This is a genomic window from Sphingomonas sp. SORGH_AS_0870, from assembly GCF_031453175.1.
In the GTDB taxonomy this organism is placed as follows: domain Bacteria; phylum Pseudomonadota; class Alphaproteobacteria; order Sphingomonadales; family Sphingomonadaceae; genus Sphingomonas.
In genome coordinates this window covers 2,643,424-2,664,330 of sequence record NZ_JAVIYW010000002.1, presented here as the reverse complement: position 1 = coordinate 2,664,330, position 20,907 = coordinate 2,643,424, and the positions used below count along the sequence as shown (strand labels likewise).

Sequence of the window (20,907 nt, the reverse complement as noted above, 5' to 3'; positions counted from 1 at the left end):
TCAGAAGCGGAAGCTGAGCCAGCCGGCCCAGAAATCCGAACTCTTGAGGTTGGCGCGTTGCATCACCGTGTCCGCCTTGAAATGTTCGTACCGCCCGGTGAACGAAAAGCGCGGCGTGATGGTCCACACCGCCTGAAGGCGGGCGACCTCGCCGATCTTCTTGCCCCGGACATTCTGGGTTCCCGCCCAGGAGGCGCCGCTGGCGCGATAGACCGCGTCGAACTCGTCGGGGCGCCAGGCAAAGCCATATTCGGTCGCCAGCCGCACGCCCTTGATCGGCGTGAAGGTGAAGTTCGGCGCCGCGTAGAGCAGGTTGGTCGGCGTCAGGAACAGGCCATAGCTGTAATAGATATTGTTGCCGAACAGGCCGTTGGTCGTGTTCAGCTCGCCGGTCCGCTGATAGGAACCGCCGCCCGAGCCATAGTCGAAATGGACGCCGACGCGCGGGGCATCGGGCTTCTTGCCCAGGCGATAGGTCTGCGCGATGAACGCCTGCCAAGCCGAGATCGGGCGGTTGGCGAAGGTGCCGCGCTGGTTGTTGACCGTCCAGTCGATATTGATCGGGCCGGCATCGCCATAGGCATGCAGGCCCAGGAAATAGCGTTCCTCCAGCCCGGTGGTCGGCCCCCAGACGGCACGACGGTTGCGCAACCGCCAGATGAAGGGATCGAGATAGAGCTTCGATCCGCCGAACAGTTTGGGCGACAGACGGAAGCCGAAGGTCGCGCCGGTGAAGCGCACGTCCGGGTTGGTCTTGTCGTCGCTGATGCCCTGAAAGCCATAGGTGACATAGTTCAGGTCGAACACATCGACCCGCGCATCCTTGCCGCGCGCATAGGCGCGAACGCCGTCCAGCACGAAATAAAGGGTGTTGTTGTCACGGCCTACGGTCAGAAGCTGCGGCCCGTCGTAAAATTCCTGACGGCCCGCGCGCACGCCGACATCCAGGCCCAGCGCCTTGCCCTTCACCTCGGCGAACAGCTGCTGCACCGCCAGCTTGTTGCGCAGGTTGCCGCCCGGCGTGCCCAAGTTGATTCCCTGCAGCTCGGCGCGGCCCAGTTCGCCGAAAACGCGGAAATGGTCGCCCAGATGGACGTCCGCGCCACCGATGATGCGCGCAATGTCCTGCCGCTGCTGCTCGACCTCGCGAAGATTGGGATTGGTCGTGATGTTGACCCGCGTGCGCAGCTCGCCCGAGAAGGTGACATAGGACTTGCCGTCCTCGGTCAGCTTCACGCATTTGAGCGCGTCGATGACATCGTCCCGCTTGGCGGGGTCGCACATCTTGCTCCAGTCCTCGGCCCAGCGCGACTGGTTGTAACCGCCGGCGGTGTTGCCGTCACCCGACGCACTGGCCGGATAGGCGGTGCTGGCGGGACTGGCGGGTTCGGATGCCGCCTTGGGGGTGACGGTCTGCGCCGTCACCGGGGCCGCGGCGAGCCCCGCGGTCATTATGGCCGTACCGGCAAGCCAACGAAACTTCATGAAATACCCCCCCTCAATCAAACCACTTTGCCAAGACGATGGCGGCCTTATCGCACCCAGGTAAACAAATGACCCGGCCGATGGGAGCGGCCGGGCCTGTACCGGGATCAGGCGATGACGGGCCGGGTGGCGGGATCGGGGAGGATGGGGGCGCCGTTCAGCGCGGCGTCGAGCGCGTCCTTGTCGAGGGCATTCTCCCAGCGGGCGACGACGACCGTGGCGACGGCGTTGCCGATGAAGTTGGTCAGGCTGCGGCATTCCGACATGAAGCGGTCGACGCCCAGGATCAGCGCCATGCCCGCGACCGGCACGTCCGGCACGATCGACAGGGTGGCGGCCAGGGTGATGAAGCCTGCGCCGGTGACGCCCGCCGCACCCTTGGACGAGAGCATCGCGACGAGGAGCAGGGCCAGCTGCTGGCCGAGCGACAGGTCCACGCCGCAGGCCTGGGCGATGAACAGCGCCGCCAGCGTCATGTAGATGTTGGTGCCGTCGAGGTTGAACGAATAGCCGGTGGGGACGACGAGGCCGACGACCGACTTTTCGCAACCGGCCTTCTCCATCTTCTGAAGCAGGCTGGGCAGCGCGGCTTCCGAAGACGAGGTGCCCAGAACCAGCAGCAGCTCGGCCTTCAGATAGCGGATCAGCTTCAGGACCGAGAAGCCGTTGGCGCGGGCGATGGTGCCCAGCACGACGACGACGAACAGGATCGAGGTGAGGTAGAAGGTCGCGACCAGTGCGCCGAGATTGACGAGGCTGCCGACGCCATACTTGCCGATGGTGAAGGCGATGGCGCCGAAGGCCCCGATCGGCGCGGCGCGCATCAGGATGCCGACCAGGCGGAAGATGACGACGCTGAGCCGCTCCAGGCTGGTCAGCAGCGGACGGGCGGGCTCGCCGACCAGGGCCATGGCCACGCCGAACAGGATCGCGACCATCAGCACCTGCAGGATATTGCCCTGGGTGAAGGCGCTGACCAGCGTGTCGGGGATGATGCCCAGCAGGAAGCCGGTGACGGTCGTATCATGCGCCTTGGCGGTATATTCGGCGATCGATCCGGCGTTCAGCGTGGCGGGATCGATGTTCATGCCCGCGCCAGGCTGGACGACATTGGCGACGACCAGGCCGACGACCAGCGCGAAGGTCGACACGGTGATGAAGTAGAAAAAGGCCTTGCCCGCGACGCGGCCGACCGAGCCCAGCTCGCGCATGCCCGCGATGCCGGTGACGACGGTCAGGAAGATGACGGGGGCGATGATCATCTTCACCAGCTTGATGAAGGCATCGCCGATCGGCTTCAGCGACTCGCCGAAGGAGGGCCAGAAATGGCCGATGACCGCGCCGAGCGCGATCGCGAAGAGAACCTGGACATAGAGATGGGACCAGATACGCGCCCGGCGGGGCGCCTCTGCCACGGCATAATCCTGAGCGATCATGACTTTAGGACATCCTCTGCAAAAAAGGGCCGGACGCGGTAGGCCGCGCTTCCGAATTGCCGTGAGTGTGCGGGATGCACGTACGCATTACAAATTTTCCGGAGGCGCACCTAAGTCGTTGTAAAACAACGATATCAACAGGGGCGACCAGCAGCGTAGCGCGAAAATCCGCATGGCGCTCGGTGGTGGGTTGCGATATTCCGCACATATGCCGCCGACATGGTCCGTCATCCGTCTGTACATGCAGCGCTATGCGCTGCCGCTGATCGGCGTGCTGATCCTGACGATCGCGGCGGCGGCGATCCTGCGGGTCTATGCGCATCGCCAGGCCGTGGCGGAGTTGCGTGCCGAGGCCGTCCGCGTGGCCCGGCAGGAAGAGCGGTTGCTCAACAGCGAGTTGCAGCGCTTTCGCCTGCTTCCGATCGTGCTGGTCGAATATCCGGATGTGGGCGCGGCGTTGCGCAACGGATCGGTCCGCGCGGCCGAGCGGCTGAACGAAAAGCTGCGCGGACTGGCGAAGCGGACCGGCGCGCCCGTCATTTATGCGATCGACCGGCGGGGGCGGACCATCTCGGCCTCCAATGCGGGCCAGTCGGACAGTTTCGTCGGGCGGGATTACAGCTTCCGCCCCTATTTCCGGCAGGCGATGCGCACCGGCACTTCCGAATATTTCGCGCTGGGCAATACCAGCCTTCGACCCGGCCTGTTCCTCGCGCGGCGGATCGGCCCCGCCTCGGCCCCGGACGGCGTCGTGGTGGTGAAGGTGGAATTCGCCCGGATGGTGCAGGCCTGGGCCAGCGACGCGGGCCAGACGCTGCTGCTGGATGAGCATGGCGTGGTGGTGGTCACGACCGATCCGCGCGCGGTCTTCACCCTGACCCGCCCGCTGACCGCCGCGGCACGGGCGGCGATCCGGCAGAGCCAGCAATTCGGCGACATCCTGCTGCGTCCCGGCCCCTTTCGCATCGCCGGGGGGGATGCGACCGACCGCGACGGCGCGCGCTATGTCGCCGGGACCACGGCGGCGCCCTTGCCACGCTGGAGGCTCGTCCATGTCCTGCCGTCGCGTCCCGCGCTCAAGGAGGCGGATGGCTGGGTCCGTTCGGCGACCGCGCTGATCGCGGTCGGGCTGATCGGCCTGACGCTGCTGGCGATCTGGCGTCGGACCCGCGCCGAACGCGCCGCACTGGCGCGCGAGGCGCTGGAGCAGGAGGTCGCCCGCCGCACCGCCGAGCTTCGCGCGACCAACGACCAGCTGACCGTCGAAATCTCCGAGCGCATCCGGGCAGACCAGCGGTTCCGCGCCGCGCGCGAGGAACTGGCCCAGGCCAATCGGCTGGGCTCGTTGGGATCGATCACGGCGGGCGTCGCGCATGAGATCAACCAGCCCGTAGCAGCGATCCGCACCCTGGCCGACAATGCCCGCACCTTCCTGACCCGCGACAGGCCCGACCGGGCGGCGACCAACCTGGCGACCATCGTCGAGCTGACCGAGCGGATCGGGTCGATCGTCCAGGAGATGCGCCGTTTCGTCCGGCGGGGCACGCATGGCATCGGTGCGGTATCGCTGAACGAAGTGCTCGACGGCACCATGTTGTTGATCGGCGACCGTTTCCGCACCGCCGGGGTCGCATTGGAGCGTCCCGGCGGCGGCGCCTTGCCATGGGTGGTGGCGGGGCGGGTCCGGCTGGAGCAGGTGCTGGTCAATCTGCTCCAGAACGCGCTCGACGCCGTGGCGGACCGCCCGGCCCCGCGCGTGCGGCTGACCGTCACCGAGCAGCCGGACGGGGTGGACCTGACCGTCGAGGATAACGGGCCGGGCCTGGACCCCGCCATCGCCACCGAGATTTTCACCCCCTTCGTCACCGGCAAGCCCGACGGGCTCGGCCTGGGACTGGGGATCGCAAGGGATATCATGACGGAGTTTGGCGGCATGCTGGAGGTCATCCCCTCGACACTGGGCGGTGCGGGTTTCCGCATCCGGATGCGCCGGGCATGAGCGATACGCTGCGCGTCCTGCTGGTCGATGACGATACGGTGCTGCGCCAGGCGCTGGCCCAGTCGTTCGAGCTGGCGGGGATCGATGTCGAGCCGCATGGCGACCCGCTGGCGGCGCTGGCCCGGATCGATGCCGATTTTCCGGGGATGGTCGTCTCCGACATCCGGATGCCCGGGATCGACGGGATCGAACTGGCCCGGCGGGTCGCGGCGATCGACAGCGAGATCCCCGTGATCCTGATGACCGGGCATGGCGACGTGCCGATGGCGGTCGCCGCGCTGAAACAGGGGGTGTTCGATTTCGTTGCCAAGCCCTTTGCCGCCGATCACCTGATCGCCAGCGCCGAACGCGCGCTGGAGATGCGGCGGCTGGTTCTGGACAACCGGCGGCTGCGGCTGGCGGCGGAGGAGGCGCAAGGGGCCTATCCGCTGATCGGCGAAACCCCGGTGATGATGCGGCTGCGCGACACCGTGCGGCAGGTGGCACAGGCCGATGTCGACGTGCTGATCGAGGGGGAGACGGGGACCGGCAAGGAACTGGTCGCGCTCTTGCTCCACCGCTGGAGCGGGCGGCGGACGCGCCCCTTCGTCGCGGTTGACTGCGCGGCCTTGCCCGAGGCGATTGCCGAGGACGAGCTGTTCGGCCAGGCGCATGGCCGGACGCCGGGGCGGATCGCGGCGGCGCATCGCGGCACGCTGTTCCTCGACGAGGTGGACAGCATGGCGCCCGCCCTGCAGGGCCGGATGCTGCGTGTGGTCGAGGAGCGCGAAGTGCGCGCCATCGGTGCCGAGGACCCCCAGATCCTGGACCTGCGGATCGTGGCCGCCGCGAAGTCCGACCTGGCGCGGGCGGTGGACGAGGGGCGGTTCCGCGCCGACCTTCTCTATCGGCTCGACGCGGTGCGGTTGCGGGTGCCGCCGCTGCGGGAACGGCGGGCCGATGTGCCGCTGCTCTTCGCCCATTTCCTGCGCGAGGCGGCCGAGCGCTTCGGCCGCCCGGTGCCGATGATCGACGGCGCGATCCAGGCCCGGCTGTTGTCGCACGACTGGCCGGGCAATGTTCGCGAGGTGCGCAACTACGCCAATCGCGTCGCGCTGGGCCTGTCGGGCGAGGGACAGGCGGAGGGTGATCCGCTGCCGCTGCCCGAACGGGTCGAGCGGTTCGAGGGGGCGACGATCCGCGCGGTGCTGGAGGAAGCGGCGGGGGATGTCCGCGCCGCGCTCGCCATCCTGGGCATTCCGCGCAAGACCTTTTACGACAAGGTCGCGCGTCATGGCATCGACCTGAATGCCTATCGTCCCCAGCGAAGCTAGCGCCATTCCCGCTTGACGCCGACCGGGGGGCGGGGGAGCATGGTCCCGACGCCGGACGCAATCGGCGCAGGGTTAGGAGAATGCCATGGAGGATGCCGCCAGCCGTCTGGCGCGTGACCCGCGCTATATCGCGCTCGTCCGCAAGCGAGGTCGTTTCACCACCATCCTGACGATCGTCATGCTGATCGTCTATTTCGGATTCGTCCTGACCATCGCTTTCGACAAGGCGCTGCTGGCCCGATCGATCTCGGGTGGGGCGACATCCTGGGGCATCCCGGTCGGGCTGGGGGTGATCGCGCTCGCGATCCTGCTGACCGGCCTGTATGTCTGGCGCGCCAATCGCGACTTTGATCCGGTGATCGATGTCCTGCGCGCGGAGGAGAGGGCATGAGGGGGCGGGGGCTATGGCTCGCCGTGCCTCTGGCGCTGCTGCCCCTGTCGGCGGCCCATGCCCATGCGATCGGCCCGGCGGTGCAGCAGGCGACCAACTGGACCGCGATCGGCATGTTCGCCGCCTTCGTCGCACTCACGCTGGCGATCACCCGCTGGGCGGCGCGGCGGACGCGGACGGCATCGGACTTCTATACGGCGGGCGGCGGCATTACCGGCTTTCAGAACGGACTGGCGATCGCGGGCGACTTCATGTCGGCGGCGTCGTTCCTGGGCATCTCGGCACAGATCTATGCCGATGGCTATGACGGGCTGATCTATTCGATTGGCTTTCTGGTCGGCTGGCCGATCCTGCTGTTCCTGATGGCCGAGCGGCTGCGCAATCTGGGGCGGTTCACGTTCGCCGATGTGGCGTCGTTCCGCTTTGCCCAGACCCCGGTGCGGATGGTCGCGGCCTGTTCGACCCTGATGGTCGTGCTGTTCTACCTGATCGCGCAGATGGTGGGCGCGGGGCAGCTGATCCGGCTGCTCTTCGGCCTGCCTTACGGCTATGCCGTCGTCATCGTCGGCGTGCTGATGACCTTCTACGTCCTGTTCGGCGGGATGACCGCGACGACTTGGGTTCAGATCGTCAAGGCGATGATGCTGCTGGGCGCGGCCAGCTTCATGGCGATCGCGGTGCTGGCGCGGTTCGGCTTCAGCCCCGAGGCGCTGTTCGCGCGCGCGGTCGAGGTCAAGACGGCGCTCGCCGCGCTGGCCGGGGCGGGGCCCGACGAGGCGGTGACGAAGGGCCGGGCGATCATGGGGCCGGGCGGGTTCATCAAGGACCCGATCTCCGCCATCTCGATCGGTGCGGCGCTGATGTTCGGGACCGCGGGGCTGCCCCACATCCTGATGCGCTTCTTCACCGTCCCCGATGCCAAAGCGGCGCGCAGCTCGGTGCTGTGGGCGACGGGGTGGATCGGCTATTTCTATATCCTGACCTTCGTCATCGGCTTTGGCGCGATCGTGCTGGTCGCCACCGACCCGGGCTTCCTCGATGCCGATGGTGCGCTTCGCGGCGGCAGCAACATGGCCGCGATCCATCTGGCACAAGCGGTCGGCGGCAACCTGTTCCTGGGCTTCATCTCGGCGGTGGCGTTCGCGACGATCCTGGCGGTGGTCGCGGGGCTGACCCTGTCGGGCGCCTCGGCGGTCAGCCACGACCTTTATGCGACCGTCATCAAGAAGGGGCAGGCGGATTCGGCTTCCGAGCTGCGCGTGTCGCGCATCACGGTGCTGGTGCTGGCGGTCGTCGCCATCCTGCTCGGCATCCTGTTCGAGAAGCAGAATGTCGCCTTCATGGTCAGCCTGGCCTTCGCGCTGGCGGCATCGGCCAATTTCCCGGTGCTGCTGCTGTCGCTGCTCTGGTCGGGATGCACGACGCGCGGCGTGGTCGTGGGCGGGGTGGTCGGCCTGTCGACCGCACTGGTGCTGACCATCCTGTCGCCCGCCATCTGGGTGAAGGTGCTCGGCTATGACGCGCCGATCTTCCCTTATGGATCGCCGACCATCTTCTCGATGCCGCTGGCGTTCCTGACCATCTGGCTGGTGTCGATCACCGACCGTAGTGGCCGCGCGGCGGTCGACAAGGCGGGCTATCCGGCCCAGCGCATCCGGTCGGAAACCGGGATCGGCGCGGCGGCGGCGCACGATCACTGATTGAGCCTGTCCCCGCTGTCTTCAAATGGGGCAGCGGGGACGGTTCCGGCGCGGCATGGACCCGTGCCCCAATGGTCAACAAAACGTTAACGTCCATGCCATGAGACGCCGCCTTGTCCTGACCAACGAAGCCGCCCGTCACCCCTTCCGGCGGTCGCTGCCGCCCGTGCCGCCCGCGCGAAGCCGCCGGGACGACGATCAGGACATTCGCCTGTTCGTGCTCAGCTTCACCGCCTTCTTCATCTGCTTCTACAGCTTCCTGTTCTGAGCGGCGGCCATTCGCCGGGCGGGATCAGCCCGGCTGGACGCATCCATCGTCGCAGGCGCGGTGGAGCCGGAGCGCCAGCCAGGCGGAAACCAGGCACATGCCCGCCACGACGAACAGCATATTCTCCGGCGTGACACCCATCGCGCTGATCCCGAAGACCGCCACCGACCCGATCGTCATCGCAAAGCAGTTTACGATGTTGTTCGCCGCGACGGTGCGCGCGGTCTGGTCCTTTTCGACGGTGGTGGTCAGGAAGGCATAGAGCGGGACCACGAACATGCCGCCGGTTGTCGCGATGGCGAGCAAGGTGGCGAGGATGCCGATGGCGCGCGGTTCGGCGAGGAAGGCCTGCCAGCTATACAGCCCGCCATCGGGTGCCGGCGTCCAGTTGCGGCACAGGACCGAGAACAGGACGACGAACGCCCCCATCGCGATGACCGAGATCGGCGAGTAGCGCGCCGAGATCTCGCCCTTCAGCATCGTGTTGATGACCACCGATCCGATCGCCACCCCGACCGAGAAGATCGCGATGGCCAAGCTCGCCACCTCCTTGTCGGCGGTCAGGACATTCTTGACCAGCGGCGGGAAGACGATGATCAGCACCGCGCCGATCGTCCAGAAGAAGCTGATCGCGATGATCGCCAGGAACAGGCGGCGGATATGCAGCGTCGCCGAGATCAGTCGCCAGGATGCGGTGAAGGGGTTGTAGTTCAGCTTGAGCGGCGGCCCCTCGCGCGGGGCGGGGGGCACCTGCCGCCCGGTGAACCAGCCCAGCACCGCCACGACGATCACGCCGCCCGCCGCCGCCTCGACCGGGATCCATCCGGCCGCGACCGTGCCCAGCAGGATCGCGAGATAGGTCCCCGCCTCGACCAGCCCGGTGCCGCCCAGAATATCGTCGGGCTCCAGATGCTGGGGCAGGATGGCGTATTTGATCGGGCCGAAAAAGGTCGAATGGACGCCCAGCGCCAGCACCGTGCCCAGCATCAGCGCCAGCCCGATGGTGCTATGCCCCGACCTGGCGATCAGCAGGCCCGCCGCGCCGACCAGCATGATCCCGATCTCGACCGTCTTGACGATGCGGATGATCCGCGCCTTGTCATGGCTGTCCGCCAGCTGTCCCGACAGTGCCGAGAGGAAGACGAAGGGAAGGATCGACGCCCCGGTCGCGGCGGCGTTGAAATAGGATTCCGACGTCGCATCGGTGAAGATCGCATAGGTCGCGAACAGCACCATCGAGGTCTTGAACAGATTGTCGTTGAAGGCGCCGAGAAACTGGGTGGCGAACAGCGGCAGGAACCGACGCCGCTTGAGAAGCCCGAGGGCATTGAGCATAACGAAAAATGGCCCGATCGTGGCAACAGAATGGCAGCAACATAACCATCCGGCGGGCCATCGCCAACCGCTTAAAGCGGTTTGTCATGGGCAGGCTTGTCGCTAGAAGGCCTTATGCTGACGCTGCCCAACCTGTTGACACTCTCGCGAATCCTGGCCGTGCCGCTTCTGGCCGGGCTGTTGTGGCAACCCGAATGGGCGCTGGGCTATGCCATCGCCTTCGCGCTCTACTGCCTGATGGGCATCACCGATTATTTCGACGGCTATCTGGCGCGGGCCAAGGGCACGGTGTCGAAGCTGGGCGTGTTCCTCGACCCCATCGCCGACAAGATCATGGTCGCCTCGGTGATCCTGGTGCTGGTCGCGGTGCAGGTGTTGAGCGGGATCAGCGTCGTCGCGGGCCTCGTCATCCTGTTGCGGGAAATCGCGGTGTCGGGCCTGCGCGAATTCCTGGCGCAGTTGCAGGTGTCGGTGCCGGTGTCGCGGCTCGCCAAGTGGAAGACGACGCTGCAGCTGATCGCGCTGGGCGGCCTGATCCTGGGCGGGGCGCTGCCCGAATGGCCCTGGCTCCACCTGGCGGCGCTGGCCGCGCTGTGGGGCGCGGCGGTGCTGACGCTCGTCACCGGATGGGACTATCTGCGCGTCGGCCTCAAGCATATGGACAGCTGATGCCGCTCACCATTCTCTATTTTGCCTGGGTCCGCGAACGGATCGGTCTGTCCGAAGAGACGGTGACCCCGCCGCCCGAGGTCGCGACCATGGCCGATCTGATCGGCTGGCTGGCGACGCGGGGCGGCGGCTATGCCAGGGCGCTGGCCGAGCCGGAACGGCTGCGCGCGGCGGTGGACCAGAATTTCGTCGGCCTCGATACGGCGATCGGTCGGGCGCGCGAGGTCGCGATCTTCCCGCCGGTGACCGGCGGATGATCCGGATTCTCGTATCGCGCGATCCCATCGACCTGGCGGCCGAGGCGGCGCACGTCGAGCAGGCGGAGGTGGGCGCGGTCGCCACCTTTTGCGGTCTGGTCCGCGCGGACGACGGGGTCGACCGGCTCGAACTCGAACATTATCCCGGCGCGACCGAGGCCGCGCTGGACAGGATCGCCCATCTTGCCAAGGCGCGGTGGTCGTTGCAGGCGGCCACCATCGTCCACCGCGTCGGGCCGATGCAGCCGGGCGAGCGGATCGTCTTCGTCGCGGCGGCGGCCCCGCATCGGCGCGATGCGCTGGACGCCTGCGCCTATCTGATCGACCGGCTCAAGACCGATGCGCCGTTCTGGAAACGCGAGACGCGGGGGGCGGACGCCCGCTGGGTCGAGGCGCGCGACAGCGACGGGGCGGCCGCCGCGCGCTGGGACGACATCTGATCGACACGAAAAAGGCGGAGCCGCAGCCCCGCCTTTCCGATCGTCCCCGAGGGGACGGATCAGCCGATCTTCGGCACGCTGATGCCGTTGGTCAGATGGACGACGCCGTTGGTCGCGGCCACGTCCGCCTTGTCGACATAGGCCTTCTGGCCGTTCACGTCGGTCAGCATGATATTGCCGTTCGGCCCCAGCTGCGCGGTCAGCGGCTGTCCGGCAAGCGTCGTCAGCGTCGCGGTGCCGTTGCCGGCGGCGATCTGCTGCTTCAGCTGCTCGGCGGTCAGCTTGCCCGAGACGACGTGATATTTCAGGATCGTGGTCAGCGCCGCCTTGTTCGCGGGCTGGCTCAGCGTGTCGAGCGCGCCCGCGGGCATGCGGCTGAACGCCTCGTCGCTGGGGGCGAAGACGGTGAAGGGGCCGGGGCCCGACAGATCGGCGGCCAGACCCGCCGTCGTGACCAGCTTGGCCAGGGTGCTGCGATCGGGCGTGGCGGCGAGGACCTGAACGACGGTGCCGGTCGCGGCCGGGGTGGCCGGAGCGGGCTGGGCCGGAGCCTGGGCGGGGGCCGTGGCCGTCGGCGCGGTCTGGGCCGTCTGGGCGGTGGCGGCGGTGCCCGCGGCGACCAGCGCGGTGGCGGACATCAGGATGGCAAGGGTCTTCGTCATGAAAGCATATTCCCGTCTATGGGCGGCGGAGCACACATGGGGGCCCACGCCGCGTGGAAGGGCAGGACATCCGAACCGGTTGCGAAACGGACGTCCCGTCGAGGGTAACGCACTTAATCCAGTTTTGGCACCAACACACCGTTCACGATGTGGATCATGCCGTTGGCCTGACGCATGTCGCCCGCCTCGATATAGCTCTTGTTGCCGCCGCCATCGGTCAGGGTGATGACCGACTGGGTCATGCTGAGGGTCAGGGGTTCGCCCTGCGCCGTCATCAGCGTAGCGGTCCCGCCGCCCGCCGCGATACGCCGTTGCAGCTCGGTCACCGTCACCACCCCCGGCACCAGATGATAGCGCAGCACGCGGACCAGCGAAGCCTGGTTGGCCGGCTGAAGCAACTGCGCCTCGACACCGGGGGCGAGCCGCCCGAACGCCGCATTGGTCGGCGCGAACAGCGTGAAGGGGCCGGGGCCCGCCAACGTGGTCGAGAGCGAGGCCGCGCGGATCGCCGCGACCAGCGACGAGAGCGAAGGCGTCGCGGCCGCATTGTCCAGGATGGTGCGGGTCGGCGCCATCGGCCGGTCGGCGACGAAGGGCGCCTCCTGCGCGGGCGCCGTGACCGCCGTGGCGGAGGGGGCGGCGGGCGCCTCTCGCTCGTCCCGTCCCCGCCCGCAGGCGCCCAGCATCACCAGAGCCGCGATCGGCAGGGCCGCCAGCATGCGCTTCGCTGGATGGGTCATGGGCCAAAACTCCTTTGCAAATCGATGGGTGTCGATGAACGCGATCGATCAGGCCGCTTCCGCCAGCACCTGGGCGAGCAGCCGGAAATCCTTCTCGCGCGGGCTCGCCCGGCGCCAGACCAGCGCGATCTTGCGCACGGCATTGTCGGCGTCGAGCGGCCGCGCGGTGATGTTGGTATTGTCAAGGATACCCGAACGCAGCGCCATTTCGGGCAGCATCGTCATGCCCAGCCCATTGTCCACCATCTGCACGATGGTGTGGAGCGAGGTGCCCAGCATCGTCGCCTCGGCCCGCAGTTCGGGGCGATTGCACGCCGCGAGCGCATGATCCTTGAGGCAATGCCCGTCCTCGAGCAGCAGCAGCCGGTTCTCGTCGATCGCCGACGCCGGGAAGGCGGGCGGCGGGCTGTGATCCTCGTCGGTCGGGAAGGCGACGAACAGCCGGTCGTCGAACAGCGGCTCGGCGGTCACCTCGCCACAGGCGAAGGGCAGGGCGAGCAGCACGCAGTCGGTGCGGCCATTGTGCAGCCGCTCGCAGGCGGGGCCGCTGGGCTCCTCGCGCAGGAACAGCTTCAGGTCGGGAAAGTCGCGGCGGAGCCGGGGCAGGATGCGCGGCAGCATGAAGGGCGCGATGGTCGGGATGACCGACATGCGCATCTCGCCCGACAGCGGACGTCCGGCGGCGCGCGCCATGTCGCCCAGCTCGTCCGCCTCGCGTAGCACCCGGCGCGCCTTGTCGGCGATCCGCTCGCCCAGCGGGGTGAAGCGCACCACGCGCCGGGTCCGCTCGACCAACGTCACGCCGATCAGCGTTTCCAGCTCGCGCAGGCCCGCCGACAGGGTCGACTGGGTCACGAAGCAGGCGTCGGCGGCCCGGCCGAAATGGCCATGGTCCTGCAAGGCCACGAGATATTGAAGCTGTTTCAGGGTCGGTAGATAGGTCGCGGCCATTGATCGTCTCAGTCGATTGCCATGTGACAAATAGCTTGTTGGATCAAAGGCGCCAGTCCCCATATCCGTCGGTACAACGAATACAGGCGGTCGAACCGCTGATCGCACGAGAGGATGGCTGGAGCCGAATTTCTAGAGAAGGAGGCACATTGCCATGTTGACCGTTGGAGACAAGCTCCCCGCATTCACCGTTCCCGTCCAGCAGGGCACCAGCGCGCTGCCCGCCGGCGAGACGATCAGCGACACGTCGTACGAGGGCAAGTGGAAGGTCCTGTTCTACTGGCCGAAGGACTTCACCTTCGTCTGCCCGACCGAGATCGTCGGCTATTCCGAGCTGAAGGGCGATTTCGAGGATCGCGACGCCGTGCTGATCGGCGCGTCGACCGACACCGCGCACGTCCACCTGGCATGGCGCAAGTCGGACCCGGATCTGGCCGCGGCCGATTTCCCCTGGATCGCGGACAATGGCCGCGTGCTCGCCGACGCGCTGGGCATCGTCGACAAGAATGAGCATGTCGCCTACCGCGCGACCTTCATCATCGACCCCGACAATGTCATCCAGCACGTCACGATCAACGGCCTGAACGTTGGCCGCAACCCGGCCGAGACGCTGCGCGTCCTCGACGCGCTGCAGACCGACGAGCTGTGCCCGTGCAACTGGAACAAGGGCGACGACGTCCTCCAGCTCGCGGCCGAGTAATCTTCGCGTCGGGGGGCGGCATCGTCCCCCGGCCTATCTTATAGACGCCCCGGCGAGGGTCGTCGGTCCCGTGCGATCGACGGCCCGGACTGGGGCGTCGCATATCTGGAGCCTTCCATCCATGTCGCTCAAGGAATTTGCCGGGCAGCTGCCCGATTTCGCCAAGGACATCCGCCTGAACGTCGGCTCGCTGATCAACGAGCCGGTGCTGAACGACCAGCGCAAATACGGCCTGCTGCTCGCCTGTGCGCATGGCTCGGGCCACAAGCCGCTGGTCGAGGCGGCGGAAGCCGAATGCGCTCCCAAGCTGTCGGCCGAGGCGGCCAATGCGGCGCGCGCGGCCGCCGCGGTGATGGCGATGAACAATGTCTATTACCGCTTCACGCACTTGGCCGGGAACCAGGAATATCGCAACATGCCCGCCAAGCTGCGCATGAACGTGATCGGCGCGCCGGGCATCGACAAGATCGATTTCGAGCTGTTCAGCCTCGCTGTGTCGGCGATGAACGGCTGCGGCATGTGCATCGACGCGCATGAGGCGGTGCTGAAGAAGGCGGGCGTCACGGCAGAGGTCATCCAGACCTCGGTCCGTATCGCGGCGGTGATGCAGGCGGTGGCGACCGTCCATGCGGCGATCGCGTAACCGGTCGAGGGGCGCGCCGGCATTGGCCGGGCGCCCCATCGCTCTTGCAGGTCAGCCCTTCATGGCCTGGTAGAAACCCCAAAGGCTGGTCAGGGTCAGGATGACGCCAACCAGCGTCAGCAAGACCCGCGCGGGCACGCGCTTGGCCAGCATCGCACCGAACGGCGCGGCGCAGATACCGCCGATCAGCAGCCCGACCGTCGCCATGGTGAACGCCTCCCAACCCAGCTGGGTGATGAAGGTCGCCGAGATCGTCGCGGTCAGGAAGAACTCGGCGGTGTTGACCGTCCCGATCGTCGTCCGCGGGGCCGCGCCCTGGGCCAGCAGGTTGGAGGTCACGACCGGCCCCCATCCGCCGCCGCCCGCCGCATCGAGAAACCCGCCGAGAAAGCCCAGCGGCTCGACCACCTTCGGCTCGCGGCTATGCGCCTTGTGCCGCCAGGCACGGATCAGGAGATAGACGCCGATCGCGGTCAGATAGGCGAGGATGAACGGCTTCACCACCGCCGCGTCGATATTGGACAGGACATAGGCGCCCAGAGCGCCGCCGATGACGCCCGGAATCATCAACCGGAGGAACAGCCGCCAGTTGACGTTGCGATGCACCGCATGGCTGATCCCCGATACGGCGGTCGTGAAGGTCTCGACGCTGTGGACCCCCGCCGACGCGGCCGCCGGGGGAACGCCCAAGCTGATCAGCAGGGTATTGGAAATCACCCCGAACGCCATGCCCAAAGCGCCATCGACCACCTGAGCGGCAAAGCCGACGCCGATAAAGGGCAGGATATGGATCCATTCGCTACTGGTCGGGTCCATCATCTCTCCTTACCCTGTGACGCCCGGCCCATGCCGTGCCCGAAGCGTGGCTGCAACAAAGATAGACTTTGTCGCGTCCGCCAAGGTTCCACGCCTATCTGGAATTCAGGAAAAGCCGTGCTTAAATGCCGGTATCGCATCTGGGGACATGCTCATGCCGAGCCGATTGGCCGCTTATCTCGATTCGATCCGGGCTCGTGACCCCGCTCCGCACTCGCGCGCCGAGATCCTGCTCTATCCGGGCGTCTGGGCCTTGGCGGGGCACCGGGTGGCGCATCGGCTCTACCGGTCGCGCGCCTTCTTCCTCGCGCGGCTGGTCAACCATTTCACCCGCTTCCTGACCGCGATCGACATCCATCCGGGTGCGAAGATCGGGCGGAATTTCTTCATCGACCATGGCTTCGTCGTGATCGGCGAGACGGCGGAGATCGGCGACGACGTCACCATCTATCAATGCGTGACGCTGGGCGGGACCAGCCCCGACAATGGCGTGGCGGGCAAGCGCCATCCGACGCTGATGGACGGTTCGATCGTCGGATCGGGCGCGCAGGTGCTCGGCCCGATCACGATCGGGCCGCGCGCACGGGTGGGGGCCAATGCGGTCGTCACCCGTGACGTGCCCGAGGGCGCGGTGATGGTCGGCATTCCGGCAAGGCCGACGATGGTCGAGGGCGGCGCGGCACCCGAGAAGCGCTTCGTCCCCTATGGCACGCCCTGTTCGGAGGTGTTCGACCCCCAGACCCAGAAGATCGAGATGCTGCGGTGCGAGCTGGACACGCTGCGGCGACAGCTCGACACGTTGCTGGCCGAACAGAATATCGAGCGTGACCGCGCCTGATGGGGATCGTCCCGTTTCCGAAGGCACCGGGGCAAGTGGGGTTCGAGCGTGCCGAGCTGAACCGTATCCTCGACCTGTATGGCCGGATGGTCGCGGCGGGACACTGGCGCGACTATGCGATGGACCTGGGGCGCGACGCCGCGATCTTCTCGGCCTTTCGCCGCACTGCTGAGCGGCCCGAATACCGGATCGAGAAGCGCCCGGCACTGCGCAACCGCCAGGGCATGTGGGCGCTGATCGGCGAGACCGGGGCGGTGCTGAAGCGCGGGCATGAGCTGGGGCCGGTGCTGGCGCCGGTCGAGCGCCGCCTGATGAAGCTGGTCGAGGAATAGCCGCACCGACAGTAAAACGCCGACCCTCGTGAGAGGATCGGCGCTTCGTCGGAGCAATCGGGTCAGGCGATCACTTGCCGCCGCGCTGGCGACACTGGTCGAACTGGCCCTTCTTGCAGATCGGATAGCTCTTCAGCGCGGCCGGGGCCGGATAGGCCTGTTCGGGGCTCGGCGCCTGTTTGAAGATGACCGGCACGCCGGGGGCGGGGGGCGACGCCATCGGCGGCTGCGCGGGCTGATAGCCGCCCGGCGTCTCCGTCCCGGCCGAGGCACTGGCCTGCATCGAGGCGTCGGCCGACGCGGTGGTGCCGGTCTGTCCGGTGCTGGCACCGGCCTGGGCCGTGGCGTCTGCCTGGGTGGTCGTCTGGGCGAGGGCGGGGGCTGCCATCAGCGTGGCGGCCGCCAGAATTACGAGCTTCATGCGAATCTCCTGTTCAGAAGCGCAAGTGCGTTAGCGCGGTGGATTGAACGCCCCACCCGCGACTTGGCTCCATCGTTTCGCACCCGGCCCAATTCTGACGGCTCGTTCACGTTCAGCCGCCGGCGTCGAGCGAATAGCCCGCCGAGCGCACGGTGCGGATGATATCGGGCCGGTCGCCGACATTGATCGCCTTTCGCAGACGGCGGATATGGACGTCGACCGTCCGGCTCTCGATATCCGAATCGTGACCCCATACCGCGTCGAGCAGTCGCTCGCGCGAGAAGACCCAGCCGGGATGTTCCAGGAAATGCTTCAGGAGGCGGAACTCGGTCGGCCCGAGCGAGACGACCTCGCCCGCGCGGCGGACCTTGTGGCCGACCGTGTCCATCTCGATATCGGCATAGGTCAGCGCCTCGCCCGCCAGCGCCGGGCGCACGCGGCGCAGCACCGCGCCGACGCGCGCGACCAGCTCGCGTGGGGAGAAGGGCTTGGTGACATAATCGTCCGCACCCGTCTCCAGCCCGCGCACCCGGTCCTCTTCCTCGCCGCGTGCGGTCAGCATGATGATCGGCACGTTCGCGGTTTCGGGCGAACGGCGCAGGCGGCGGCAGACCTCGATCCCCGAAATCCCCTCGACCATCCAGTCGAGCAGGACGATGTCGGGCGTGCTCTCGCGCGCCAGCAACAGCGCCTCCTCGCCGTCGGGCGTGTGGGCGACCTCGAAATCCTCGCGCTTGAAATGGAAGACGAGCAGTTCCGCCAGCGCGGCATCGTCTTCGACCAGCAACATCTTTACCCGTGCCATGGTGCCTGTTCCCTCAAGAAGGCCAAGTACCGCCGCGATCCCGCTCACCCATCTGGGTACCGGTAGCGGCGAAATAGACCATCTCCGCGACGTTCGTCGCATGGTCGCCGATGCGTTCGAGATTCTTGGCGATGAACAGCAGGTGCGCGACCTGTCCGATCGTCTTGGGATTCTCAACCATATGGGTGACGAGCGTGCGGAAGATGGAATCGTAGAAATCGTCGAGTGCGTTGTCGCTGTCGCGGACCCGGACCGCCGCCTCGGCATCGCGCGCCGCAAAGGCGTCGAGCACGTCATGGACCATCGCCGAGGCGATCTTGGCCATGGCGGGCAGGATGGAGACGGGCTCGATCCTGTCCTCGCTCTCGATCATCGGCACGCGCTTGGCGATGTTCTTGGCATAGTCGCCGATCCGCTCGACGACGCTGGCGATCTTCAGCGCGGCGACGACCTCGCGCAGGTCGTTGGCCATCGGCGCGCGCAGCGCGATGGTGCGCACCGCCAGCCGCTCGACCTCCGCCTCGATCAGGTCGATCGCCTTGTCGTCCTCGCGGACCTTGCGCGCCAGCTCCAGATCGGAGCGTTGCAGCGCGCGGATCGCATTGGCGATCGCTTCCTCGGCCAATCCGCCCATCTGGCTGATCAGCCCGCGCAAGCGGCCGATATCGTTGTCGAATGCCTTTACGGTGTGGTCCATGATCCTCGTCCTCAGCCGTAACGGCCGGTAATATAGTCCTTCGTCCGCTCTTCCTTCGGGTTCGTGAAGATGTCGGACGTCTTCCCGTACTCGACGAGCGTGCCGAGATGGAAAAAGGCGGTGCGCTGCGACACGCGGGCCGCCTGTTGCATGTTGTGGGTGACGATCGCGATGGCGTAGCGGCCGCGCAGGTCGTGGATCAGCTCCTCGATCCGCGCGGTCGCGATCGGGTCGAGCGCGCTGCACGGCTCGTCCATCAGGATCACCTCGGGGTCGACCGCGATGGCGCGCGCGATGCACAGACGCTGCTGCTGCCCGCCCGACAGCGCGGTGCCGCTTTCGGACAGCCGGTCCTTCACCTCGTTCCACAGCCCGGCGCGGGTCAGCGAGCGCTCCACGATCATGTCGAGTTCGCCGCGTGACGCGGCCAGTCCGTGGATGCGCGGACCATAGGCGACATTCTCGTAGATCGACTTGGGGAAGGGGTTGGGCTTCTGGAACACCATGCCGACGCGGGCGCGCAACTGCACCACGTCCATCTCGGGCGCATAGATGTCCTGCCCGTCCAGCCGCACGTCCCCCGACACCCGCGCCGAGGGGATGGTGTCGTTCATCCGGTTGAGCGTGCGCAGGAAGGTCGACTTGCCGCAGCCCGACGGGCCGATAAAGGCGATGACGTGATCCCGTTCGACATCGATCGAAATGTCGTGGATCGCCTGCTTGGCGCCGTAGGACACGCTGACGTTGCGCGCGGTTATCTTGGGAATGCTCACCAGCGTGTCTCGAACCGATTGCGGAGGTAAATGGCCAGCCCGTTCATCGCGAGCAGGAAGACGAGCAGGACGATGATCGCCGCGGAGGTCTTTTCGATGAAGCCGCGATCGACCTGATCGGACCACAGGAAGATCTGCACCGGCAGCACCGTCGCCGGATCGGTCAGCCCCTGCGGCGGCGCGGCGATGAAGGCGCGCATGCCGATCATCAGCAGCGGCGCCGTCTCGCCCAGCGCGCGGGCCATGCCGATGATCGTGCCGGTCAGGATGCCGGGCAGCGCGAGCGGCAGGACATGGTGGAAGATGACCTGCACCCGCGAGGCGCCGATCGCCAGCGCCGCGTCGCGGATCGACGGCGGCACCGCCTTGATCGCGTTGCGCCCGGCGATCACGATGACCGGCATCGTCATCAGCGCCAGCGTCAGTCCGCCGACGAGCGGTGCCGAACGCGGCAGGCCGAAGGTGCCCAGGAACACAGCCAGCCCCAGCAGGCCGAAGATGATCGACGGGACCGCCGCAAGATTGTTGATCGACACCTCGATCAGGTCGGTCCAGCGGTTCTTCGGCGCATATTCCTCCAGATAGAGCGCGGCGAGCACCCCGATCGGGAAGGCCAGCGCCAGCGTGACCAGCATGGTCAGCAGCGATCCCTTGGCCGCGCCCCAGATGCCGACACGGGTCGGATCGGTCGCATCGGCGTCGGTCAGGAAGGTCAGGTTCCACCCGGTCGACAGGACGCCGCGGGCCTTGAGCCGCGCGACCACCGCCTCGGCCTCGGGCGTGCCTTCGCCCTTGGCGGCGACGTCATAGGCGCTGGCGACGGGCAGCGAGAAGCGCGTGGTGCCGCGCAACAGGGCCGGGTCCGCCTTGACCGCATCGCGCACCACGATCCACGCACCCGGCGACAACAGGTCGGTGCCGTCGGCGTCGAAGGCCAGGGTCGCCGCGCCGTCGACCGCATGCTCCAGCCCCGCACCCGCCAGCGCGAGGTCGGCACCGCGCCCCTTCAGCCGGGCGGGCTCGACCGGCAGTTCGGCGGCGGCCAGGTCGACGGGCAGGGTGACGCGCGTCTGGGTAAAGCCGCCAATCCCCTGCGCCACCATGGTGATCAGCAGAAAGGCCAGGAACGCCGCCGACAGGGCGACCGCCGCCATGCCGATCAACCGGAACCGCCGCTCCGCCGCATAGCGACGGCGCAGGCGGCGCGTCATGGCGGGGCTGTTCCAGATGGTGGGG

The 20,907-nt window shown here is 67.3% G+C and carries 24 protein-coding genes; 12 read left to right on the top strand and 12 right to left on the bottom strand.

The window, feature by feature from the left end:
- Together QE363_RS12420 and QE363_RS12415 are read right to left on the bottom strand one after the other, a co-directional pair.
- Complete coding sequence (locus tag QE363_RS12420) at positions 1-1,485, bottom strand: alginate export family protein (RefSeq protein WP_309695657.1); 1,485 nt, start codon at positions 1,483-1,485, stop codon at positions 1-3.
- Between the two features lie 107 nt (positions 1,486-1,592).
- Positions 1,593-2,921 carry a dicarboxylate/amino acid:cation symporter gene (locus QE363_RS12415; protein WP_309695655.1) on the bottom strand — a complete coding sequence of 443 codons (1,329 nt, stop codon included), beginning with the start codon at positions 2,919-2,921 and terminating at the stop codon, positions 1,593-1,595.
- 241 nt (positions 2,922-3,162) lie between these two features.
- Here QE363_RS12415 and QE363_RS12410 point away from each other — a divergent pair, with 241 nt between their 5' ends.
- From QE363_RS12410 to QE363_RS12390, 5 genes are all read left to right on the top strand, one after another.
- A complete protein-coding gene (locus tag QE363_RS12410) occupies positions 3,163-4,920 on the top strand; it encodes an ATP-binding protein (RefSeq protein WP_309695652.1) in 1,758 nt (585 codons plus the stop codon).
- Positions 4,917-6,233, top strand: a complete 1,317-nt coding sequence (locus QE363_RS12405; RefSeq protein WP_309695650.1) for a sigma-54 dependent transcriptional regulator — start codon at positions 4,917-4,919, stop codon at positions 6,231-6,233. The genes QE363_RS12410 and QE363_RS12405 overlap by 4 nt, the downstream gene beginning before the upstream one ends.
- Before the next feature lie 85 nt (positions 6,234-6,318).
- Entirely contained in the window at positions 6,319-6,624 is a 306-nt protein-coding gene (locus QE363_RS12400; RefSeq protein WP_309695648.1) for a DUF485 domain-containing protein, read from the top strand.
- Positions 6,621-8,324 (top strand): cation acetate symporter, encoded by a 1,704-nt coding sequence (locus QE363_RS12395; protein ID WP_309695646.1) that lies wholly within the window; start codon positions 6,621-6,623, stop codon positions 8,322-8,324. Before QE363_RS12400 ends, QE363_RS12395 begins: the two co-directional genes overlap by 4 nt.
- 100 nt (positions 8,325-8,424) lie before the next feature.
- On the top strand, positions 8,425-8,592 hold the full coding sequence (locus QE363_RS12390; protein WP_307098993.1) for a hypothetical protein: 168 nt from the start codon (positions 8,425-8,427) through the stop codon (positions 8,590-8,592).
- A 24-nt stretch (positions 8,593-8,616) separates the two neighbouring features.
- Here QE363_RS12390 and QE363_RS12385 read toward each other — a convergent pair whose 3' ends face one another.
- Complete coding sequence (locus QE363_RS12385) at positions 8,617-9,927, bottom strand: MFS transporter (RefSeq protein ID WP_309695643.1); 1,311 nt, start codon at positions 9,925-9,927, stop codon at positions 8,617-8,619.
- A gap of 114 nt (positions 9,928-10,041) precedes the next feature.
- On the opposite strand from QE363_RS12385, the gene pgsA reads away from it, so the two are divergent.
- The 3 genes from pgsA to QE363_RS12370 are packed head-to-tail and all read left to right on the top strand — an operon-like array spanning position 10,042 to position 11,293.
- Positions 10,042-10,596 (top strand): CDP-diacylglycerol--glycerol-3-phosphate 3-phosphatidyltransferase, encoded by a 555-nt coding sequence (gene pgsA / locus QE363_RS12380; protein WP_309695642.1) that lies wholly within the window; start codon positions 10,042-10,044, stop codon positions 10,594-10,596.
- Positions 10,596-10,853: a molybdopterin converting factor subunit 1 gene (moaD, locus tag QE363_RS12375; protein WP_309695640.1), complete on the top strand. Its 258-nt coding sequence runs from the start codon at positions 10,596-10,598 to the stop codon at positions 10,851-10,853. Before pgsA ends, moaD begins: the two co-directional genes overlap by 1 nt.
- Complete coding sequence (locus QE363_RS12370; protein WP_309695639.1) at positions 10,850-11,293, top strand: molybdenum cofactor biosynthesis protein MoaE; 444 nt, start codon at positions 10,850-10,852, stop codon at positions 11,291-11,293. Before moaD ends, QE363_RS12370 begins: the two co-directional genes overlap by 4 nt.
- 59 nt (positions 11,294-11,352) lie before the next feature.
- Here QE363_RS12370 and QE363_RS12365 read toward each other — a convergent pair whose 3' ends face one another.
- The 3 genes from QE363_RS12365 to QE363_RS12355 all read right to left on the bottom strand — a co-directional run bounded on the left by QE363_RS12365 (position 11,353) and on the right by QE363_RS12355 (position 13,646).
- On the bottom strand, positions 11,353-11,955 hold the full coding sequence (locus QE363_RS12365) for a fasciclin domain-containing protein (protein ID WP_309695637.1): 603 nt from the start codon (positions 11,953-11,955) through the stop codon (positions 11,353-11,355).
- Between the two features lie 113 nt (positions 11,956-12,068).
- On the bottom strand, positions 12,069-12,695 hold the full coding sequence (locus QE363_RS12360) for a fasciclin domain-containing protein (protein ID WP_307098980.1): 627 nt from the start codon (positions 12,693-12,695) through the stop codon (positions 12,069-12,071).
- A gap of 48 nt (positions 12,696-12,743) precedes the next feature.
- Positions 12,744-13,646, bottom strand: coding sequence for a hydrogen peroxide-inducible genes activator (locus QE363_RS12355; protein ID WP_307098978.1), 903 nt, complete (start codon positions 13,644-13,646; stop codon positions 12,744-12,746).
- 154 nt (positions 13,647-13,800) lie between these two features.
- Between QE363_RS12355 and QE363_RS12350 the strand changes: the two genes are divergently transcribed.
- Both QE363_RS12350 and QE363_RS12345 read left to right on the top strand, forming a co-directional pair.
- Entirely contained in the window at positions 13,801-14,346 is a 546-nt protein-coding gene (locus QE363_RS12350) for a peroxiredoxin (protein ID WP_307098974.1), read from the top strand.
- Between the two features lie 121 nt (positions 14,347-14,467).
- Positions 14,468-14,989: a carboxymuconolactone decarboxylase family protein gene (locus tag QE363_RS12345; RefSeq protein WP_307098971.1), complete on the top strand. Its 522-nt coding sequence runs from the start codon at positions 14,468-14,470 to the stop codon at positions 14,987-14,989.
- Positions 14,990-15,040: 51 nt separating this feature from the next.
- Here the strand turns inward: QE363_RS12345 and QE363_RS12340 are convergent, their stop codons facing one another.
- Entirely contained in the window at positions 15,041-15,808 is a 768-nt protein-coding gene (locus tag QE363_RS12340; RefSeq protein ID WP_387430957.1) for a sulfite exporter TauE/SafE family protein, read from the bottom strand.
- A gap of 151 nt (positions 15,809-15,959) precedes the next feature.
- Here QE363_RS12340 and epsC point away from each other — a divergent pair, with 151 nt between their 5' ends.
- Complete coding sequence (gene epsC, locus QE363_RS12335; RefSeq protein WP_309695629.1) at positions 15,960-16,643, top strand: serine O-acetyltransferase EpsC; 684 nt, start codon at positions 15,960-15,962, stop codon at positions 16,641-16,643.
- Positions 16,643-16,975, top strand: coding sequence for a DUF2794 domain-containing protein (locus tag QE363_RS12330; RefSeq protein ID WP_309695627.1), 333 nt, complete (start codon positions 16,643-16,645; stop codon positions 16,973-16,975). Before epsC ends, QE363_RS12330 begins: the two co-directional genes overlap by 1 nt.
- 70 nt (positions 16,976-17,045) lie before the next feature.
- Here the strand turns inward: QE363_RS12330 and QE363_RS12325 are convergent, their stop codons facing one another.
- From QE363_RS12325 to pstA, 5 genes are all read right to left on the bottom strand, one after another.
- A complete protein-coding gene (locus QE363_RS12325; RefSeq protein WP_307098963.1) occupies positions 17,046-17,396 on the bottom strand; it encodes a hypothetical protein in 351 nt (116 codons plus the stop codon).
- A 112-nt stretch (positions 17,397-17,508) separates the two neighbouring features.
- Positions 17,509-18,201, bottom strand: a complete 693-nt coding sequence (gene phoB / locus QE363_RS12320) for a phosphate regulon transcriptional regulator PhoB (RefSeq protein WP_307098960.1) — start codon at positions 18,199-18,201, stop codon at positions 17,509-17,511.
- Positions 18,202-18,214: 13 nt separating this feature from the next.
- Positions 18,215-18,898 carry a phosphate signaling complex protein PhoU gene (phoU, locus tag QE363_RS12315; RefSeq protein ID WP_307098958.1) on the bottom strand — a complete coding sequence of 228 codons (684 nt, stop codon included), beginning with the start codon at positions 18,896-18,898 and terminating at the stop codon, positions 18,215-18,217.
- An 11-nt stretch (positions 18,899-18,909) separates the two neighbouring features.
- The gene (pstB, locus tag QE363_RS12310) at positions 18,910-19,671 is read right to left on the bottom strand and encodes a phosphate ABC transporter ATP-binding protein PstB (RefSeq protein ID WP_307098956.1); all 762 of its coding nucleotides are present in this window, start codon (positions 19,669-19,671) and stop codon (positions 18,910-18,912) included.
- Positions 19,668-20,882 (bottom strand): phosphate ABC transporter permease PstA, encoded by a 1,215-nt coding sequence (gene pstA, locus QE363_RS12305; RefSeq protein ID WP_309695623.1) that lies wholly within the window; start codon positions 20,880-20,882, stop codon positions 19,668-19,670. Before pstA ends, pstB begins: the two co-directional genes overlap by 4 nt.
- Positions 20,883-20,907 lie beyond the last annotated feature (25 nt).

Coding starts and splice junctions, on each gene's coding strand:
- QE363_RS12360 (WP_307098980.1), bottom strand. CDS start 12,695: ATGACCCATCCAGCGAAGCGCATGCTGGCGGCCCTGCCGATCGCGGCT.
- QE363_RS12340 (WP_387430957.1), bottom strand. CDS start 15,808: ATGATGGACCCGACCAGTAGCGAATGGATCCATATCCTGCCCTTTATC.
- QE363_RS12395 (WP_309695646.1), top strand. CDS start 6,621: ATGAGGGGGCGGGGGCTATGGCTCGCCGTGCCTCTGGCGCTGCTGCCC.
- phoU (WP_307098958.1), bottom strand. CDS start 18,898: ATGGACCACACCGTAAAGGCATTCGACAACGATATCGGCCGCTTGCGC.
- QE363_RS12385 (WP_309695643.1), bottom strand. CDS start 9,927: ATGCTCAATGCCCTCGGGCTTCTCAAGCGGCGTCGGTTCCTGCCGCTG.
- pstA (WP_309695623.1), bottom strand. CDS start 20,882: ATGACGCGCCGCCTGCGCCGTCGCTATGCGGCGGAGCGGCGGTTCCGG.
- QE363_RS12400 (WP_309695648.1), top strand. CDS start 6,319: ATGGAGGATGCCGCCAGCCGTCTGGCGCGTGACCCGCGCTATATCGCG.
- pgsA (WP_309695642.1), top strand. CDS start 10,042: ATGCTGACGCTGCCCAACCTGTTGACACTCTCGCGAATCCTGGCCGTG.
- QE363_RS12345 (WP_307098971.1), top strand. CDS start 14,468: ATGTCGCTCAAGGAATTTGCCGGGCAGCTGCCCGATTTCGCCAAGGAC.
- QE363_RS12415 (WP_309695655.1), bottom strand. CDS start 2,921: ATGATCGCTCAGGATTATGCCGTGGCAGAGGCGCCCCGCCGGGCGCGT.
- QE363_RS12330 (WP_309695627.1), top strand. CDS start 16,643: ATGGGGATCGTCCCGTTTCCGAAGGCACCGGGGCAAGTGGGGTTCGAG.
- QE363_RS12325 (WP_307098963.1), bottom strand. CDS start 17,396: ATGAAGCTCGTAATTCTGGCGGCCGCCACGCTGATGGCAGCCCCCGCC.
- QE363_RS12365 (WP_309695637.1), bottom strand. CDS start 11,955: ATGACGAAGACCCTTGCCATCCTGATGTCCGCCACCGCGCTGGTCGCC.
- QE363_RS12355 (WP_307098978.1), bottom strand. CDS start 13,646: ATGGCCGCGACCTATCTACCGACCCTGAAACAGCTTCAATATCTCGTG.
- QE363_RS12350 (WP_307098974.1), top strand. CDS start 13,801: ATGTTGACCGTTGGAGACAAGCTCCCCGCATTCACCGTTCCCGTCCAG.
- moaD (WP_309695640.1), top strand. CDS start 10,596: ATGCCGCTCACCATTCTCTATTTTGCCTGGGTCCGCGAACGGATCGGT.
- QE363_RS12370 (WP_309695639.1), top strand. CDS start 10,850: ATGATCCGGATTCTCGTATCGCGCGATCCCATCGACCTGGCGGCCGAG.
- phoB (WP_307098960.1), bottom strand. CDS start 18,201: ATGGCACGGGTAAAGATGTTGCTGGTCGAAGACGATGCCGCGCTGGCG.
- QE363_RS12410 (WP_309695652.1), top strand. CDS start 3,163: ATGCAGCGCTATGCGCTGCCGCTGATCGGCGTGCTGATCCTGACGATC.
- QE363_RS12405 (WP_309695650.1), top strand. CDS start 4,917: ATGAGCGATACGCTGCGCGTCCTGCTGGTCGATGACGATACGGTGCTG.
- QE363_RS12390 (WP_307098993.1), top strand. CDS start 8,425: ATGAGACGCCGCCTTGTCCTGACCAACGAAGCCGCCCGTCACCCCTTC.
- QE363_RS12420 (WP_309695657.1), bottom strand. CDS start 1,485: ATGAAGTTTCGTTGGCTTGCCGGTACGGCCATAATGACCGCGGGGCTC.
- epsC (WP_309695629.1), top strand. CDS start 15,960: ATGCCGAGCCGATTGGCCGCTTATCTCGATTCGATCCGGGCTCGTGAC.